The organism is Kurthia sp. FSL E2-0154 (assembly GCF_038003625.1).
In the GTDB taxonomy this organism is placed as follows: domain Bacteria; phylum Bacillota; class Bacilli; order Bacillales_A; family Planococcaceae; genus Kurthia; species Kurthia gibsonii.
Genome location: NZ_JBBOPO010000001.1, coordinates 2,120,276 through 2,137,500 on the forward strand (window position 1 = coordinate 2,120,276; position 17,225 = coordinate 2,137,500).

Below are 17,225 nucleotides of genomic sequence, written 5' to 3' on the forward strand. Positions count from 1 at the left end.
ATCTCCTCCTATAAGTCTGTTGCATTAATTTATGATGATTAATGAATACAACGCATGAGTGATAATATGCTATCACACTCGTCGTTCATGGAACAAGCTTAATTTAGAATGCACAAACTTTTGTTGAATTTCGAATCAATTTTCTATTTTATGCATATTCTATTTTATAACTTCGTCTATGAAAACGCTATCATTAACCTTTAAGTTATAAAAATATTTACATAACTATAACTTTAGATTTAACAAGTGAAAAAATAAAGGTAGAAGATGAAGTCATCCTCTGCCTTTATTTAGATTATTTATTTTACAGCTGAAAAAGTTCGCCAACCGATATCTTTTCTAAAGAAGAAATGTTGCCAATCTTTCTGTGCTAATCCTGCATATACTTTTTCTTGTGCTTCTTTTAAGTTTCTGCCTGTCGATGTTACTAATAAGACACGACCACCGTTTCCGACAAAACCTTCTCCTGCTGCTTTTGTTCCTGCGTGGAAGATATTATGTGTCTTCGCTAACTCCGTTAAGTTCGGCAGTGCATGTCCATTTTCAACAGATTGCGGATAACCTTCTGAAGCAATGACAACACCTAGAACTGATTCATCCGACCATTGTAAATCAAATGGAACACCCGCAAGAAGTGCATCCATAAATAAGCCGAAATCAGAAGCCATACGTTGTAATACAACTTGTGCTTCTGGATCACCAAAGCGTGCATTAAACTCAATCACTTTTGGACCATTCTTCGTTAAAATTAATCCTGCATATAAAATACCTGTGAATGGTGTACCTTCTGCATCCATCGCTGCAACAGTCGGCTTCACAATCGTCTCAAATGCTTCATCAACAATTGACTGCGGAATTTGTGGAACGGGTGAATAAGCACCCATACCGCCTGTATTTGGCCCTTTGTCGCCGTCATATGCACGTTTATGATCTTGTGCAATTGCCATTGGGTAGATTTGTCCTGCATGAACGAATGACATGAACGAGAATTCTTCACCATCTAAAAATTCCTCAATAACAACACGAGAAGATGAATCACCAAAACGTTGGTTGCCAATCATATCTTCTACTGCTTCAATGGCTTCTTGTTCCGTCATCGCAACAATAACACCTTTACCTGCTGCTAAACCATCTGCTTTAATCACAATTGGTGCACCTTGTGCGCGAATATAAGCAACTGCCTCATCTACTTGTGAGAATGTTTCATATGCTGCTGTTGGAATTTCATATTTCTTCATTAAATCTTTCGCAAAGGATTTACTACCTTCTAATTGTGCTGCTTTTTTACGAGGACCGAATGCACGAAGACCTGCTTCTTCAAATGCGTCGACAATTCCTTCAGTTAAAGGTTGCTCAGGTCCAACAAATGTTAAACCGATTCCTTCTGTAATCGCAAAATTAATTAACTCTTCAAAAGAAGACTGTGCGATTGGCACAATGGTTGCATCTTCTTTCATTCCGTCATTTCCTGGTGCGACAAAAACTTGCTCAACAGATGGTGCTTTTTTAAACTGTTTGACAATCGCGTGTTCACGACCGCCACTACCAATTACAAGAACTTTCATACTCCTTATTCCTCCTGTTAAAAATAGGGACTATCCAATATGATAGGACAGCCCCAATTTAATTTAGATTAATGTTTAAAGTGACGAACGCCTGTTAAAACCATTGTGATGCCTGCTTTATTCGCTGCATCAATTGATTCTTGGTCACGTTTTGAACCACCTGGGTGGATGATTGCCGTAATGCCTGCTTCAATAGCTGCTTCAACTGTATCTGGCATTGGGAAGAATGCATCAGATGCAAGTGCTGCACCCGCTGCTTTTTCACCGGCTTGTTCTAAAGCGATTTTTGCAGAACCTACACGATTCATTTGACCCGCACCAATTCCAAGTGTCATTTGCTCATCTGTAATTACAATGGCATTCGACTTCACGTGTTTCACAACAGACCAGCCTAAGCGCATAGCCGCCCATTCTTCTTCTGTTGGTTGACGATCTGTTACAACTTGAATATCTGCTTCATCAAAACCATAGCGATCTGGCTCTTGTACTAATAGACCACCTTCTACAGATACTGTATTAAATGCATCTTGTGTATGTTGATCGAAAGAGATTGTTAGTAAACGAATATTCTTCTTCACTGTTAATAGTTCAATCGCTTCTTTTGAGAAAGAAGGTGCAATAATAATTTCTAAGAAAATAGAAGCTAATTGCTCTGCTGTTTTTGCATCAACCTCACGATTTAGCGCAACAATACCGCCGAAGATTGATGTTGCATCTGCTTCGTATGCTTTATTGAATGCTTCTGCAATCGATTCACCTGTACCAACGCCACATGGGTTCATGTGCTTCACCGCGACAGCTGCTGGTTGTTTAAATTCCTTGATGATTTGAAGTGCTGCATTTGCATCTTGAATATTGTTATATGATAATTCTTTACCATGTAATTGCTCTGCGTAAGCAACAGAGAAATCAGAAGCAAGACGTTTTTGATAGAACGCAGCTTTTTGATGTGGGTTCTCACCATAACGTAATGTTTGTTTTAATTCATAAGTTAAAGTCATTTGTTCTGGGAATTCTTCGCCTAATTCTGCTGATAAATAATTCGAAATATATGAATCATATGCTGCTGTATGACGGAATACTTTTGCTGCTAAACGACGACGTGTTTGTAAAGTTGTTTGACCTGCATCTTTTAATTCAGCTAAGACACCTTCATAGTCATTTGCATCAACAATTACTGTTACGTATTGTTGGTTTTTTGCAGCTGAGCGTAGCATTGTTGGACCGCCAATATCGATGTTTTCAATTGCATCTTCGAATGTTACATCTGGTTTTGAAATTGTTTCAACAAATGGATATAAGTTAACACATACAATCTCAATCGGTTCAATACCATGTTCTTTCATTTGTGCTTGGTGTTCAGCGTCATCATATTTTGCAAGAAGTCCACCATGAATCATCGGATTTAATGTTTTTACACGTCCACCTAAGATTTCTGGGAATTTTGTTACTTCATCAACAGATGTCACAGGTACACCATTATCTTGAAGATGTTTTTTCGTACCGCCTGTTGATAATACTTCGTAGCCTAATGCTACAAGTTCTTTTGCAAATTCTAATACACCTGATTTATCCGAAACACTAATTAACGCTCTTTTTGTCACAATTTTTCCTCCTCAGATTTAAGCGGGAAATTCCCTATATGTAAAGATTTAATGCCACAATTTTTGTAAAGCTGCTTTATACACATCATGCTCAACTGCATGAATTGCCGCTTCTGTTCGCTCTCTATCTCCATCAATCACATCAACAGCCTTTTGCATAATAATCGTGCCTGTATCCATTCCTTCATCTACATAATGAACCGTTACACCTGTCACTTTCACACCGTGATTGAGTGCTTGTCCAATTGCATCTTTCCCTGGGAAAGAAGGCAATAATGAAGGATGAATATTCACGATTCGTGAACGGTATGCGTCTAATAATGTTTCACCAATTAAACGCATATATCCCGCTAGTACAAGCCACTCCACTTCTTTTTCTTCTAATACTTCTAAAATCGCTGCTTCATAAGCTTGTTTAGAAGAAAAATCTTTTGGACGAATGGCTAGTACTGAAATCCCCTTTGTTTTTGCACGTTCCACAACATAAGCATCTGGTTGATCTGTTACAACTAAACGAATCGTTGCTTGCAGTTCCCCTTGTTCAATTGCTTCAGCAATGGCTTGAAAATTCGAACCACTACCTGAAGCAAATACTGCAATGGACTTTTTAGTCATTACACTAAACTCCCATCATGCTCACCGTTGAATCGTACACCTTCACCAGCAACCACACGACCAATTGTGTAAGCTTTTTCGCCATGTTTTTCGACTAACTCAATGACTTTTTCAGCTTGTGCTGCTGGAACAGCTAAGACAAAACCGATTCCCATGTTGAACACATTATATAAATCTTTTTGTTGTAACTTTCCTTGTTCTGCTAGTAAATCAAAGATTGGTAGAACTGGCCAAGTGCCTAAATCAACTTCCGTTGCTAAACCTGCTGGCATCATACGTGGTAAGTTCTCATAGAAACCACCGCCTGTAATATGTGCCATACCATGTACATCCACTTCTTTTAATACATCTAGTACCGGTTTTGCATATAATTTTGTCGGCGTTAATAATGCCCCACCAATTGGACCAAGTTGCTCGTAACCTGCTACAACTGTATCTGGTGTGAAGCCTGCATCTGCAAACATAATTTTACGAACAAGTGAATAACCGTTTGAGTGAACACCACTTGAAGCAATCCCTACAAGTACGTCACCTTCTTGGATTTTTTCACCTGTTACAATATTTGCTTTTTCAGCTGCACCTACTGCAAATCCAGCTAAATCATATTCATCTTCTTCATATAGACCAGGCATCTCTGCTGTTTCGCCACCGATTAATGCAGCCCCTGATTGTACACAACCATCTGCTACACCTTTAACGATTTGCTCGATTTTTTCTGGTACTGCTTTACCTACTGCTACATAATCTAAGAAATAAAGTGGTTCTGCGCCTTGTGCGACAATATCATTTACACACATCGCAACACAGTCAATTCCGATTGTGTCGTGCTTATCCACCATAAATGCTAATTTTAATTTTGTTCCTACACCATCTGTACCTGAAATTAATACAGGTTCTTTTAAATTCAGTTCAGATAAATCGAACATACCACCAAAACCACCGAATGTACCCATGATGCCTTTTCTTGCTGTGCGTTCTACATGTGATTTCATACGTTGTACAGCTTCATAACCTGCTTCAATATTTACGCCTGCTTGTTCATATGCTTTTGACAAGATCTTGGCCTCCTAGACTAATAATTCTTTTTCGTGCGGTAAAATCGTATCTGGGAAAATTTCTGTTGGATACTTACTTGTGAAACAAGCTAAGCAAAGTCCTTTATTCTCCCCTTCATATGGACGGTCAATCGATTCAACCATGCCCTCTACTGATAAAAATGTTAAGGAATCTGCACCAATCGCTTCACACATCTCATCCACTGAATGACTTGAAGCAATCAATTCTTCATGTGTTGATGTATCAATACCGTAATAACATGGATCTGTCATTGGTGGTGAGCTGATGACAACATGTACCTCTGCTGCGCCAGCTTCTTTTAACATTTTGACAATACGACGTGATGTTGTACCACGTACAATCGAATCGTCTACCATGATGACACGTTTGTCTTTTACTACTTGAACAACTGGTGATAATTTCATCTTCACACCACGTTCACGTAATTCTTGTGTTGGTTGAATGAATGTACGACCAACATAACGGTTTTTAATTAAACCTAATTCATAAGGAATACCACTTTCTTCTGCAAAACCAATCGCAGCAGAAATACTTGAATCAGGAACGCCTGTTACTACATCCGCTTCGATATGAGCGCATTCTTTTGCTAATTGTTTACCCATACGTTTACGTGCCATATGCACATTAATGCCATCAATATTAGAATCTGGTCGTGCTAAGTAGACATATTCCATCGCACACATCGCACGATTTTGAATTTCTGCAAAGCGAACTGATTGAACACCTTCATCATTGATGATCAGCATCTCACCTGGTTCCACTGAACGAACTGTTTCAGCACCAATTAAATCGAATGCACATGTTTCTGATGCTACGACATAAGCCTCGCCTAGCTTACCTAATGAAAGTGGGCGTAAACCATTACGGTCACGCGCTACAATCATCTCGTCTTTCGTCATCACTAAGAATGAATACGCGCCTTCTAATAACGTCAATGCATTTTTAACTTTTTCGCTGAATGTTGCATGTGTACTCTTTTTAATTAAATGCGCTAATACTTCCGTATCTGAACTTGAATGAAAAATACTACCTTGTCGCTCTAAATATTTTTTCAAGCGATTCGCATTTACTAAGTTACCATTATGCGCAATCGATAAACTACCTGTAGATGAGTGGAAAAGAAGGGGTTGAACATTTTCAATCCCCGCCCCTCCTGCTGTTGTATAGCGAACATGTGCAATCGCTGCTTTACCGTCTACAGACTTTAACTTTTCTTCGTTGAATACATCATTTACAAGTCCTTCGCCTTTAACTGCTTTTAGATGATGACCATCTGATACAACAATCCCAGCGCCTTCTTGACCACGATGTTGTAAAGCATGTAAACCATAGTAGCTTAGGTGTGCTGGACTTTGATTACCCCAAATCCCAAAAACACCACATTCTTCATTTAAGCCTCTGATTTCAGCAAGCATGGTATTGCCCCTTTCCAAGCATCTTGGAATTCTGCTACAGTGCCTTCAATTAACGGTTGTTGTTCGGATGAATTGATGACAATGTTGGCTTCTTCTGTTACGACACCGATTTGTTTTGCATCTGCTACCACTTCTTCAAAACGTGCTGCAAATTCTGGTTTTACAGTTACAACAAAGCGTGATTGTGATTCACTGAATAGAGCAGTTGTTGCCGATCCTTCTAACGTTACATTCACACCTAAGTTTGTACCGAATGTTGTTTCTGCGATTGCCACAGCTAAACCACCTTCTGCTACATCATGCGCTGATGCAACAAGTCCTGCTTGGATTGCTTGTAGTAATGCTTTTTGGCGTGCTGCTTCTACTTCTAAATCAATTGATGGTGCTTGTCCGAAAATACGACCGTTCATTAATTTTTGTAATTCTGAACCACCGAATTCTGTTTTCGTTTCACCAATTACATAAACAAAGTCACCTGCATGCTTCACTTCTTGCGTTGTTGCGTGTTGTAAATCTTCTACTAAACCGACCATACCGATTGTCGGTGTTGGGTAGATGGCTTCATTACTACGTTCGTTATAAAGTGATACGTTACCGCCGATTACAGGAGATTCTAATGCTAGACATGCTGCTGCAATACCATCTGCTGATTTTTCGATTTGCCAGAAGATTTCAGGCTTTTCTGGGTTACCGAAGTTTAAGCAGTCTGTAATTGCTAATGGACGACCGCCTGAACATACGATATTACGTGCTGCTTCTGCAACTGCAATTTTACCGCCTGTTTCAGGGTCTAAGTAGATATAACGTGAGTTACAGTCAGTTGTCATTGCTAAACCTTTATTCGTACCACGTACGCGAATAATCGCTGCATCTGAACCTGGTTTTACAACAGTATTTGTTCTTACTTGATGGTCGTATTGTTCATAAACCCATTCTTTTGAAGCGATTGTTGCTTGTTGTAATAATGCGCTTAATGTCTCTTTATAATCTGTTACTTCTGGTTCTGCATTTTCGATTTGTTGGAACTCTGTATAGTAAGCTGGAACTGCTGAAGGCTTATGATAAACAGGGGCATCTTCTGCTAATGCATCTGCTGGCACTTCTGCAACAATCTCACCTTTATGTTTTAAGCGGAACATTTTATCGTCTGTTACAACACCTACTGATACGGCATCTAATCCGTATTTTGCAAATAGATCAACGATTGGTTGTTCTTCACCTTTTTTCACAACGACTAACATACGCTCTTGAGATTCAGATAACATCATTTCATAAGCTGTCATACCTGTTTCACGTTGTGGAACAGCATCAAGATTCATCTCAATACCCATGCCTGCTTTAGAAGCCATTTCTGCTGCTGAAGAAGTTAAACCTGCTGCACCCATATCTTGAATACCAACTAATGATTCGAACTTCACAAGTTCTAAACAAGCTTCTAATAATAGTTTCTCCATGAATGGATCGCCTACTTGAACTGCTGGGCGCTTTTCTTCTGCATTCTCGTCTAATTCTTCTGAAGCGAATGTTGCACCATGAATACCGTCACGACCTGTTTTTGCACCTACATACATCACTGTGTTCCCAACACCAGAAGCAACACCTTTTTGAATGTCTTTATGATCGATTAAACCCACACACATCGCATTCACAAGTGGATTTCCTTCGTAGCAAGGGTCGAACTGAATTTCGCCACCTACTGTTGGAATACCGATACAGTTACCGTAACCAGCGATTCCTGCGACAACTTCTTCAAATAAGAATTTCACACGTTTTGAAGCATCTAACTCACCGAAACGAAGTGAGTTTAACATTGCTACTGGACGTGCACCCATTGAAAATACGTCACGAATAATTCCACCAACACCTGTTGCTGCACCTTGGTATGGTTCAATTGCTGAAGGGTGGTTATGTGATTCCATTTTAAATACAACCGCTTGTTCATCACCAATATCAACGATTCCAGCACCTTCACCAGGACCTTGTAGTACGTGCTTTCCTTCTGTTGGGAATTTACGTAGAACTGGTTTTGAGTTTTTATATGAGCAGTGTTCTGACCACATAACAGAGAATAAACCTGTCTCTGTCCAATTCGGTGTGCGTCCTAAAATCGATTCCACTAACGCAAATTCTTCATCTGTTAACCCCATAGAAGCATATAATTTTTGCTCCTTAATTTGTTGTGCTGTTGGCTCAAGCTTGGTTGACATTTGATTCCCTCCACTGTTTTACAATTGATTTGAATAAAGCAAGACCTTGCGCATTCCCAAGTACCTCATCTGCTGCACGCTCTGGGTGTGGCATCATGCCTAAAACATTCCCACGTTCGTTCACAATACCTGCGATATCCGCTAAACTACCGTTTGGATTTTCTGATTCATATGTGAACACGATTTGATTGTTTTGTTGTAGTTGTTCCAATGTTTCTGCGTCACAGTAATAGTTTCCTTCACCATGTGCAATTGGAATTGTGATAACCTCATCTTTGTTGTACTGATTTGTAAATAACGTATCATTATTCACAACGCGTAAATTTACGTCCTTACAAATGAATTTTAAATTCTTATTACGTAATAACGCACCAGGTAGTAATCCTGCTTCCGTTAGAATTTGGAATCCATTACATACGCCTAATACTGGCTTTCCAGCTTCTGCTGCTTTCTTTACTTCTTCCATTACATTCGATTGGTTCGCCATTGCGCCACAACGTAAGTAATCACCGTAGGAGAATCCACCAGGTACTAAAATACCGTCATATGCACTTAAATCTGTTGCATCATGCCATACGTATTCCACTTCTTCGCCTAATACGTCTTTAATCGTATGATACATATCTAAGTCACAGTTTGAACCTGGGAATACAAGTACTGCGAATTTCATGTTAGTTGGCCTCCTCGACTTCATAACGATAGTCTTCAATCACTGTATTTGTTAGTAGTTTTTCACACATTTCTTTAATTAACGTATCCATGTCGCGCTCTTTTGGTTCGATTTGTAGCTCTAAGTATTTACCGATTCGTACATCTGCTACTTCCTCGTACCCCATGTTATGTAGGGAACCTTGTACTGCCGAGCCTTGTGGATCAAGAATGCTTTCACGAAGTGTTACATAAACTTTTACTTTTTTCATTTTGTAAATCCTCCTAGACGAGATAATATGATTTCGTATACTTCTGTTAAACTTCCTAAATTACGGCGAAACACGTCTTTATCTAAGTGTTGCTTTGTTTCTTCATCCCATAGACGACATGTATCTGGTGAAATTTCATCTGCTAATAGTACAGTGCCTTGTTCATCGCGACCAAATTCTAATTTAAAGTCAACGAGCGTTACACCGATTTCATGGAAAAATGGTTGTAACACAGCGTTTACTTCTAAGCCTTTTTGATAAAGTGTTTCCACTTCTTCTGGTGTTGCAATTTCTAAAATATCAATATGTTCTGTTGTAATGAACGGGTCTCCTAATGCATCATCTTTGTAGTAATACTCAACGATTGGACGTTTTAGTTTTGTACCTTCTTCAATTCCTAATCGCGTTGCTAAACTACCTGCTGCAATATTGCGTACAACTAATTCAATTGGAATAATCTCAACTTTTTTCACCAATTGTTCTGTATCGGAAATTTGACGGATAAAGTGTGATGGAATACCTGCTGCATGAAGTTTTTCAAAAATAAGTGATGTAATCTTATTATTTAAAACACCTTTACCAGCAATTTCTTCTTTCTTTTCTCCGTTGAAAGCTGTTGCGCTGTCTTTATAAGCTACAAACAATACATTTTCCTCATTTGTCGCATATAATCTTTTCGCTTTACCTTCATACAATAGTTGACCTTTTTCCACGTTCATTCCCCCGGTAAATAATTTTAAGTATTACGTTTTTTTGAAATATTAAAACTTTTAAAAGTTCATCCATTCCTTTCTCATCAACGAATTGAATCGTTGATGAGATGGAATGAAATAGGTTCTTTAGTTTAAGCCTAATCTTTCAAAAATCATGTCTACATTTTTCAAATGATAGTTATAATCGAAGCAGTCTTCAATTTCAGCAGGTGATAGTAATGAAGAAATTTTTTCATTCTCTTCTACTAACGGACGGAATTGAATTTGTTCATCCCAAGAACGAGCTGTTAATGGTTGAACTGTATCATATGCTTCTTCACGAGATAGACCTTTTTCAATTAACGCAAGTAACACACGTTGTGAGTAAATTAAACCAAATGTACGTGTCATGTTACGCTTCATGTTTTCTGGGAATACTGTTAAGTTTTTCACAATGTTACCAAAACGATTTAGCATATAGTTCAGTGCAATCGTTGTATCTGGAATAATGACACGTTCTGCTGATGAGTGTGAAATATCGCGTTCATGCCATAAAGGAACATTTTCAAATGCAGTTACCATATGACCACGTACTAAACGTGCCATACCAACCATATTTTCTGAACCGATTGGATTACGTTTATGTGGCATTGCTGAAGAACCTTTTTGTCCTTTTGCAAACCCTTCTTCCACTTCACGTGTTTCAGATTTTTGTAAGCCGCGAATTTCTGTTGCAAACTTCTCGATTGATGTTGCGATTAGTGCAAGCACTGAGAAATATTCTGCATGACGATCACGTTGTAATGTTTGTGTTGAAATCGGTGCAGGTGTTAAACCTAATTTTTCACATACATATGCTTCTACGAATGGATCGATATTTGCATACGTTCCAACTGCGCCTGAAATTTTACCTGCTTCAATCGTTTTAGCAGCTGCTTCAAAACGAACTTGGTTACGACGCATTTCTTCTAACCAAAGTGCTAGTTTTAAACCGAAAGTTGTTGGCTCTGCATGCACACCATGTGTACGTCCCATGCAAACCGTCATTTTATGTTCTTTTGCTTTTTCAGTGATAATATCAATAAAGTTTTGAATATCTTTACGGATAATATCGTTCGCTTGTTTAATTTGGTAAGAAAGAGCTGTATCAACAACATCTGTTGAAGTTAAACCGTAATGTACCCATTTACGTTCCTCACCTAATGTTTCTGATACTGCACGTGTAAATGCAACAACATCATGACGTGTTTCTTTTTCGATTTCTAAAATACGATCGATTTCAAACGATGCATTTTCGCGTAATTTTTGAACATCTTCTTTTGGAATAATCCCTAACTCTGCCCAAGCTTCACATGCTAGAATTTCTACTTCTAACCATGCTTGATAGCGATTTTCCTCTGTCCAGATAGCTCCCATTTCAGGTCGTGTATAACGTGCGATCATAAATAAAGTCTCCTTCTACTCTGCCCATATACCAGAGTTCTTGATTTCGTCTAGGGTATGATTTACATCATCCGTCATTATTGTAACATGACCCATCTTTCGATTGTTCTTTGCTTCTTGTTTTCCGTAAAGATGAATGGACCAATCAGGGTATTTTGAGATTGAATTCGTTACAGGTACGACATGTTGCCCTAAGATATTCACCATAATCGATGGACTCCATAATTTTGGTTTACGTAATGGCCAGCCGCAAATGGCACGAATATGTTGATGGAACTGCGAAATATTACATGCTTCAATTGAATAATGACCTGAATTATGAGGTCGTGGTGCTAATTCATTAATCAAAATTTCTCCTGACGCTAATACAAACATTTCAACAGCAAGTGTTCCTATTAAATTCAGTTCGTCTGCAATTTTCTCAGCAGCCTCTATGGCTAATTTTTCGGTACTTTGTGTAATACGTGCTGGCACGATTGTTTCATGTAGAATATGATTCACATGAATATTTTCACCAACTGGTAAGCAATATGTTTCACCATGTACATTACGTTGTACGATAACTGAAATCTCCATTTCAAATGGAATAAATGCTTCTGCCACACAAGCCGAATGTGTGAATAAATCTTTTGCTAGCGATAAATCTTCAGCTGTCTTTACAATTTGCTGGCCTTTACCGTCATAACCTCCGCGTGCTGTTTTCACAACACAAGGATAACCAACTTGCTCAATTTTCTGCTCTAACTCTTGAAAATTGCGAGCTGTAATATAAGGTGCTACTGGTGTTTCTGCATTCGTTAAGGCAGCTTTTTCTAAAATACGATCTTGCGTCGTTTGTACAAGTTCTGCCCCCTGTGGTACGTACGCAATCTCTGTTAATCTTTTTAATCCTGCATAATCAATATTCTCAAATTCATATGTAATCACATCACTGACTTCAGCTAACTCTTCTAAAGCAGCTTCATCATCATATGGTGCTACGATGCGAATATCAGCAATTTGACCACAAGGTGAGTCCATTGCGGGTTCTAATACCGCAATTTTAAATCCTGCTTCTTTTGCAGCAATGGCCATCATTCTTCCCAATTGTCCACCGCCAATGATGCCGATTGTTTGTCCTGGAAATATGATTTTACTCACTTAGGTCACCTGTGCTTTCTATTGCTTTCATTTTCATTGCTTGTCTTCTTGTTTCTAATTTTTCTGCGATTTCTACATCTGTAATTGATAGAATCTGCGCGGCAAGTAATCCTGCGTTCGTCGCACCTGCTTTACCAATTGCTACAGTTGCTACAGGTACGCCGCCTGGCATTTGTACAATTGATAATAATGAATCAAGACCATTTAACGCACGTGACTGCACAGGTACACCAATAACTGGTAACGTCGTTTTTGCTGCAACCATTCCTGGTAGATGTGCGGCACCACCAGCACCTGCAATAATTACTTGAATTCCTCTTGCTCTTGCTTCTTCTGCATATTCAAACATTAAATCTGGTGTTCTATGTGCAGAAACAACTTTTTTCTCGTAATCTAACTCTAATTCTTCTAAAATATCGCAGGCATGTTTCATTGTTTCCCAATCACTTGAACTGCCCATAATAACGCCAATTTTCGGATTCATTTTTTATACGCCCCTTTGAACAAATAAAAACCCCTAAAGTAACGCGCTCTCCACCATAGTCATATGACTACGTGCGAAAAGCAGCTACTTAAGGGGTTCAAATATACAAATGTTCGCATTTACAAAACATTTAAGCAATATTTGTAATATCCTAAAGTCTTGTTGCTTCCCGCATAGTCCGACATTACGGTGCCGGGTAGAGACGCTAGAGCCTATTCTCTAGCATATATGTGGGATTTGTTGTTTTCATGTACATTGTAACAATGCAAAGCAAACAAGTCAACAAGGATGCGAACTATTTATGAAATAAATTATTTTATCGTTCGTGTTTTTTATTCTTCTATTTTTAAACCTTTAAACTGAATGAGCTGTCGAACAGGTACAGGTTCACCATTTTGCATCTCAAATAATGGTTCTTCTCTACGTCCTACCGGCATATAGCCTTCTTGTCGCATACGCTCTAAGCATGCTTCAATTGTTTCTGTTTCCTGAACTTCATACCAAACTGTTTTCTTTCCCAAAGTGACACTTCCTTATATAATGTTTAAGTTTCTCCATTATATAAGACTTGGAATCTTTTGTGCAACCTTACTATCGATTGCTGCTTGTGCGACATCGTTTGTAACATCTGTTTCAAAAACATTTGGAATGACCATACCACGTTCAATTTGTTCAGCTGTAACTAATTCTGAAACGGCTTTTACAGCAGCCATCTTCATCTCATCATTAATATCTGTAGCTTGTACTGCTAGAGCACCTTTGAAGATACCTAGGAAAGCTAACATATTATTCACTTGGTTTGGATAGTCTGAGCGCCCTGTCGCAATCACGCGTACGCCCCACTCCATCGCATGTTCATATGTGATTTCAAGATTTGGATTCGCTAATGCAAAAACAATCGGATCTTGATTCATCGACTGAATCATTGCCTCCGTTAAAACATTTGCAACCGATACACCAATAAAGATATCTGCACCAACTAATTGCTGAAGTAATAAAGCTTTCCCGTTGCCAAAAACCTATAAAAATCTATAAGCAATGTTTATTTCCTGTTTCTTTGTATCTGCTTTTGCCGAAGCTACTCACATTTGGTATGATACTCCACAGGCGTTAATTCGGGTACAACGAACCCTACACATTAGTAGTGTCTTGTAAGTGACTAAGCTACTAATTCTCCATATTTAGCTAAATTTAACGCAGCATTCATATCTCTGTCTATCTCTAATCCACAGTCACACTTGTAAACTCTATCAGATAATTTTAAATCTGATTTAATTTGTCCACAGCACGAACATGTTTTAGAAGATGGGAAGAAACGTCCAACTTGTATAAATTCAATTCCGTATTTTTCACATTTGTATTTCAATTGACGGAGAAATTCATACATCTTTTGTTTGGCTACTGCTTTAGCTAAATGACGGTTTTTCATCATTCCAACTACATTCAAATCTTCCATCACAACTTTACAAGGTTTGGTTTTCACTATTGTATTTGTTGCTTGATGAATGTGGTTGTTTCTAATGTTAGCTAACCGTCTGTGTAGATTTCGTATTTGCTTTTCGATTTTTATAATGTTACATGTTTTGACAAATCGGTCTCCCTCCTTATTCATCTCATATTTTCGGGAAACGCTTCGCTGTAACCTACGTAAACGTTTCTCAATATTTCTCACTTCTTTTGTTTTGTTAATGTTTTTGAACACCATTTCGTTCGAGCAAATTGCTAATTCTTTAACTCCTAAATCTACTCCAATTACTTCATTCGTTAATTCTTGTTTTACTTGTTCTTGCTCTACTCCAACAGAGATATACCAATACTTTCCGTCAAAAGATACTCTAGGATTAGTATATTTCACCCCCATTGGGACTTGTTCAGAAGTTGCAACCCATCCTACTTTCTCAATTAACACCGTGTTCTTTTTTACTTTAAGTTTCACATTGTCATTATAGAAAGAAGATTTAGATTTCTTCTTAGACTTGAATCTTGGACGTTTCGCCAAACCTTTAAAGAATCTCTTATACGCATTACAAGCATCTTTAACAGCTTGCTTAGCTACATTATTTGATACTTCACTCAACCATTGGAAGTCCTCTTGTTTTTTAATTTGTGTGATTTCTTTTCTCAAAACATTGTCAGATAAGAATTTCAACCCTCGTTGATAATTTTCTTGTTGTCTAGCTAATGTCCAATTGTATACCCATCTTGCCACACCAGTAGATTTCCATAGTTGAATTTCTTGTTCTTTAGTTGGTTTAATTCGTATCTTCTTTGCTAGTATCATTCTCTTTCAACTCCTTAATTAATTTCTTAACCTTATTCGCCCGTCTCCCTTGTAATTTGCAACTAAATACAGTAACAATTTGAATTAAATCTTCGACCAACTCTTGATTATCTGTCATTGGAGTATTGTCGATAACCTCAATCTTTGTTCCGTATTTAGCAAATAAATTTTCCAAGAGTTCAAATCCGAATCGTAATAACCTATCTTTGTATAAAACTACAACCCTATCTACTTTGTAATTTAGGACTAAATCAATAACATCATTTAACCCTTTTTTGTTGTAGTTTATACCACTACCTATATCTTTCACAATCTTAAATGGATTACCTTGAGACAGTAAGTATGATTCCATGTTTTCCACTTGTCTCTGTAAATCATCCTTTTGCTTATGAGAAGATACTCGACAGTAGCCGATAGTTATTCTCGATTCTGATTCAGGAGAATGTAAACCAAGAAAATATTCAAGTTGTTGTTGAGAGTAATAACGGTGTCCAGAAGGTGCAGTATATTGAGGATTTAATTTATTTGTCTTATCCCAATTTCTTAAAGTCTGAACTGTTACTCCGATTTCTTTTGCGAATTGACCAATACTGTATTTTTTCATACATTTCATTCTCCTTTGAATTAGTGGATAATTCTATTATACCATGAAATGTATGAAAAATCAATAGTTTTTTATAGATATTTATAGATTTATTATAACTGTTTAATTACCCTCCATTACAGGCATTGCCGCTTTTGGACCTATATCTCCTAAACCAAGTACTGCTATACCATCTGATATAACACCAATTAAATCCCATTTCATCGTATAGTCATATACTTTTTTAGGATCTTATTGAATGGCTAAACATGATTCCTCTACTCCCGGTGAATACACCAAACTTAATTCTTTCGAAGACTTCACCTCAATTTTGGGTTGTAGCTTCATTTTACCTCTTAAATTCTCATGTAGTTCTAAAGACTCTCTGCTCAACTTTGCATTACTCATCTCAATTTCCTCCTTCGCTCGAAAAAAACCGTATCTTCTCGAATGTTCATTATTTCCGTTTCATAGTTCCATATCATATGCGATAGATTTCAAGCTTTCAAGAAAAAGGATATTTCGTTCACTATTTTGTAATATTTCACATTTGCTCACACTTTCACAAATACTTTTCATTTGCTTTTTACTTTTGTGATTAAGTGAGCAAGTATTTTATACGCTTTTTTATTATATTTGTGAATTTTTTAACATACTTTTGTGATTATTTTCACATATAAATAAATTAGGTATTATTACTTATTTTTATTTTTCACAAACTTTTGAAGAAAGCTAATTTAAAAATATTTGATTTTCATTTTTATTTCAGATATAATGTGAAAATTTTTATTATCAGATTTTCTTACGTTATTTCTAAAAGCTTTTACAAGCACTGTATGCGTTTTGAATATTATTCTATAGGATTTTTACTATAAAAGATATAAAATGCATTACAACTTATATAAATAAGCTTTTAAACTACATCATATATATTAAAAGAACTTAAAAGAAAAGTATTTTAAACACAAATAATCCTGTATGGTTTTTAGAAAACCATACAGGATTATTTAGATCAATTTCCACTTTGAAAAACGAATAAAGAGATACGAGAGCAAACGCAACCTTTCTAAATGGATGTCGTGTTCTTTGGCAATCCTCCTTAAATCTTTTCAAGGGTTTCCCCCTTTTTAGAACATAAAAAAGTAACCACTCAGACGAGTGATTACTTTAGTTTGCATAGCAACGTCCTACTCTCACAG

The 17,225-nt window shown here is 37.4% G+C and carries 16 protein-coding genes, 1 pseudogene and 1 riboswitch; all 17 genes and pseudogenes read right to left on the minus strand.

Features of this window, described 5'->3' with window-relative positions:
* Window positions 1–299 precede the first annotated feature (299 nt).
* On the minus strand, window positions 300–1,565 hold the full coding sequence (purD, locus tag MHB75_RS10470; protein ID WP_340997581.1) for a phosphoribosylamine--glycine ligase: 1,266 nt from the start codon (window positions 1,563–1,565) through the stop codon (window positions 300–302).
* A 68-nt stretch (window positions 1,566–1,633) separates the two neighbouring features.
* Window positions 1,634–3,169: a bifunctional phosphoribosylaminoimidazolecarboxamide formyltransferase/IMP cyclohydrolase gene (purH, locus tag MHB75_RS10475; protein WP_338838248.1), complete on the minus strand. Its 1,536-nt coding sequence runs from the start codon at window positions 3,167–3,169 to the stop codon at window positions 1,634–1,636.
* Window positions 3,170–3,217: 48 nt separating this feature from the next.
* On the minus strand, window positions 3,218–3,784 hold the full coding sequence (gene purN / locus MHB75_RS10480; RefSeq protein WP_340997584.1) for a phosphoribosylglycinamide formyltransferase: 567 nt from the start codon (window positions 3,782–3,784) through the stop codon (window positions 3,218–3,220).
* Complete coding sequence (gene purM / locus MHB75_RS10485) at window positions 3,784–4,839, minus strand: phosphoribosylformylglycinamidine cyclo-ligase (protein WP_340997585.1); 1,056 nt, start codon at window positions 4,837–4,839, stop codon at window positions 3,784–3,786. The genes purN and purM overlap by 1 nt, the downstream gene beginning before the upstream one ends.
* A 12-nt stretch (window positions 4,840–4,851) precedes the next feature.
* Window positions 4,852–6,276 (minus strand): amidophosphoribosyltransferase, encoded by a 1,425-nt coding sequence (gene purF / locus MHB75_RS10490; protein WP_340997586.1) that lies wholly within the window; start codon window positions 6,274–6,276, stop codon window positions 4,852–4,854.
* A complete protein-coding gene (gene purL, locus MHB75_RS10495; RefSeq protein ID WP_340997587.1) occupies window positions 6,252–8,483 on the minus strand; it encodes a phosphoribosylformylglycinamidine synthase subunit PurL in 2,232 nt (743 codons plus the stop codon). The genes purF and purL overlap by 25 nt, the downstream gene beginning before the upstream one ends.
* A complete protein-coding gene (gene purQ / locus MHB75_RS10500) occupies window positions 8,467–9,153 on the minus strand; it encodes a phosphoribosylformylglycinamidine synthase subunit PurQ (RefSeq protein WP_340997588.1) in 687 nt (228 codons plus the stop codon). Before purQ ends, purL begins: the two co-directional genes overlap by 17 nt.
* Before the next feature lies 1 nt (window position 9,154).
* A complete protein-coding gene (purS, locus tag MHB75_RS10505; protein WP_068450744.1) occupies window positions 9,155–9,403 on the minus strand; it encodes a phosphoribosylformylglycinamidine synthase subunit PurS in 249 nt (82 codons plus the stop codon).
* Window positions 9,400–10,116 carry a phosphoribosylaminoimidazolesuccinocarboxamide synthase gene (gene purC / locus MHB75_RS10510; protein ID WP_068450742.1) on the minus strand — a complete coding sequence of 239 codons (717 nt, stop codon included), beginning with the start codon at window positions 10,114–10,116 and terminating at the stop codon, window positions 9,400–9,402. The genes purS and purC overlap by 4 nt, the downstream gene beginning before the upstream one ends.
* 126 nt (window positions 10,117–10,242) lie before the next feature.
* Window positions 10,243–11,538: an adenylosuccinate lyase gene (purB, locus tag MHB75_RS10515; RefSeq protein WP_087682261.1), complete on the minus strand. Its 1,296-nt coding sequence runs from the start codon at window positions 11,536–11,538 to the stop codon at window positions 10,243–10,245.
* Window positions 11,539–11,553: 15 nt separating this feature from the next.
* Window positions 11,554–12,678 (minus strand): 5-(carboxyamino)imidazole ribonucleotide synthase, encoded by a 1,125-nt coding sequence (gene purK / locus MHB75_RS10520; protein WP_340997592.1) that lies wholly within the window; start codon window positions 12,676–12,678, stop codon window positions 11,554–11,556.
* Complete coding sequence (gene purE / locus MHB75_RS10525) at window positions 12,671–13,162, minus strand: 5-(carboxyamino)imidazole ribonucleotide mutase (protein ID WP_068450736.1); 492 nt, start codon at window positions 13,160–13,162, stop codon at window positions 12,671–12,673. The genes purK and purE overlap by 8 nt, the downstream gene beginning before the upstream one ends.
* 154 nt (window positions 13,163–13,316) lie before the next feature.
* Window positions 13,317–13,414: riboswitch (purine riboswitch) on the minus strand.
* A gap of 80 nt (window positions 13,415–13,494) precedes the next feature.
* Window positions 13,495–13,683 carry an NETI motif-containing protein gene (locus tag MHB75_RS10530; protein ID WP_087682262.1) on the minus strand — a complete coding sequence of 63 codons (189 nt, stop codon included), beginning with the start codon at window positions 13,681–13,683 and terminating at the stop codon, window positions 13,495–13,497.
* A gap of 36 nt (window positions 13,684–13,719) precedes the next feature.
* On the minus strand, window positions 13,720–14,088 hold the full coding sequence (locus tag MHB75_RS10535) for a malic enzyme-like NAD(P)-binding protein (protein ID WP_445667003.1): 369 nt from the start codon (window positions 14,086–14,088) through the stop codon (window positions 13,720–13,722).
* A gap of 233 nt (window positions 14,089–14,321) precedes the next feature.
* Complete coding sequence (locus tag MHB75_RS10540; RefSeq protein ID WP_340996986.1) at window positions 14,322–15,443, minus strand: RNA-guided endonuclease InsQ/TnpB family protein; 1,122 nt, start codon at window positions 15,441–15,443, stop codon at window positions 14,322–14,324.
* Entirely contained in the window at window positions 15,415–16,047 is a 633-nt protein-coding gene (locus MHB75_RS10545) for an IS607 family transposase (RefSeq protein WP_340995165.1), read from the minus strand. The genes MHB75_RS10540 and MHB75_RS10545 overlap by 29 nt, the downstream gene beginning before the upstream one ends.
* A gap of 108 nt (window positions 16,048–16,155) precedes the next feature.
* Window positions 16,156–16,434 (minus strand): annotated as a pseudogene (locus MHB75_RS10550) (NAD-dependent malic enzyme); the annotation flags it as partial.
* Between the last annotated feature and the right edge of the window lie 791 nt (window positions 16,435–17,225).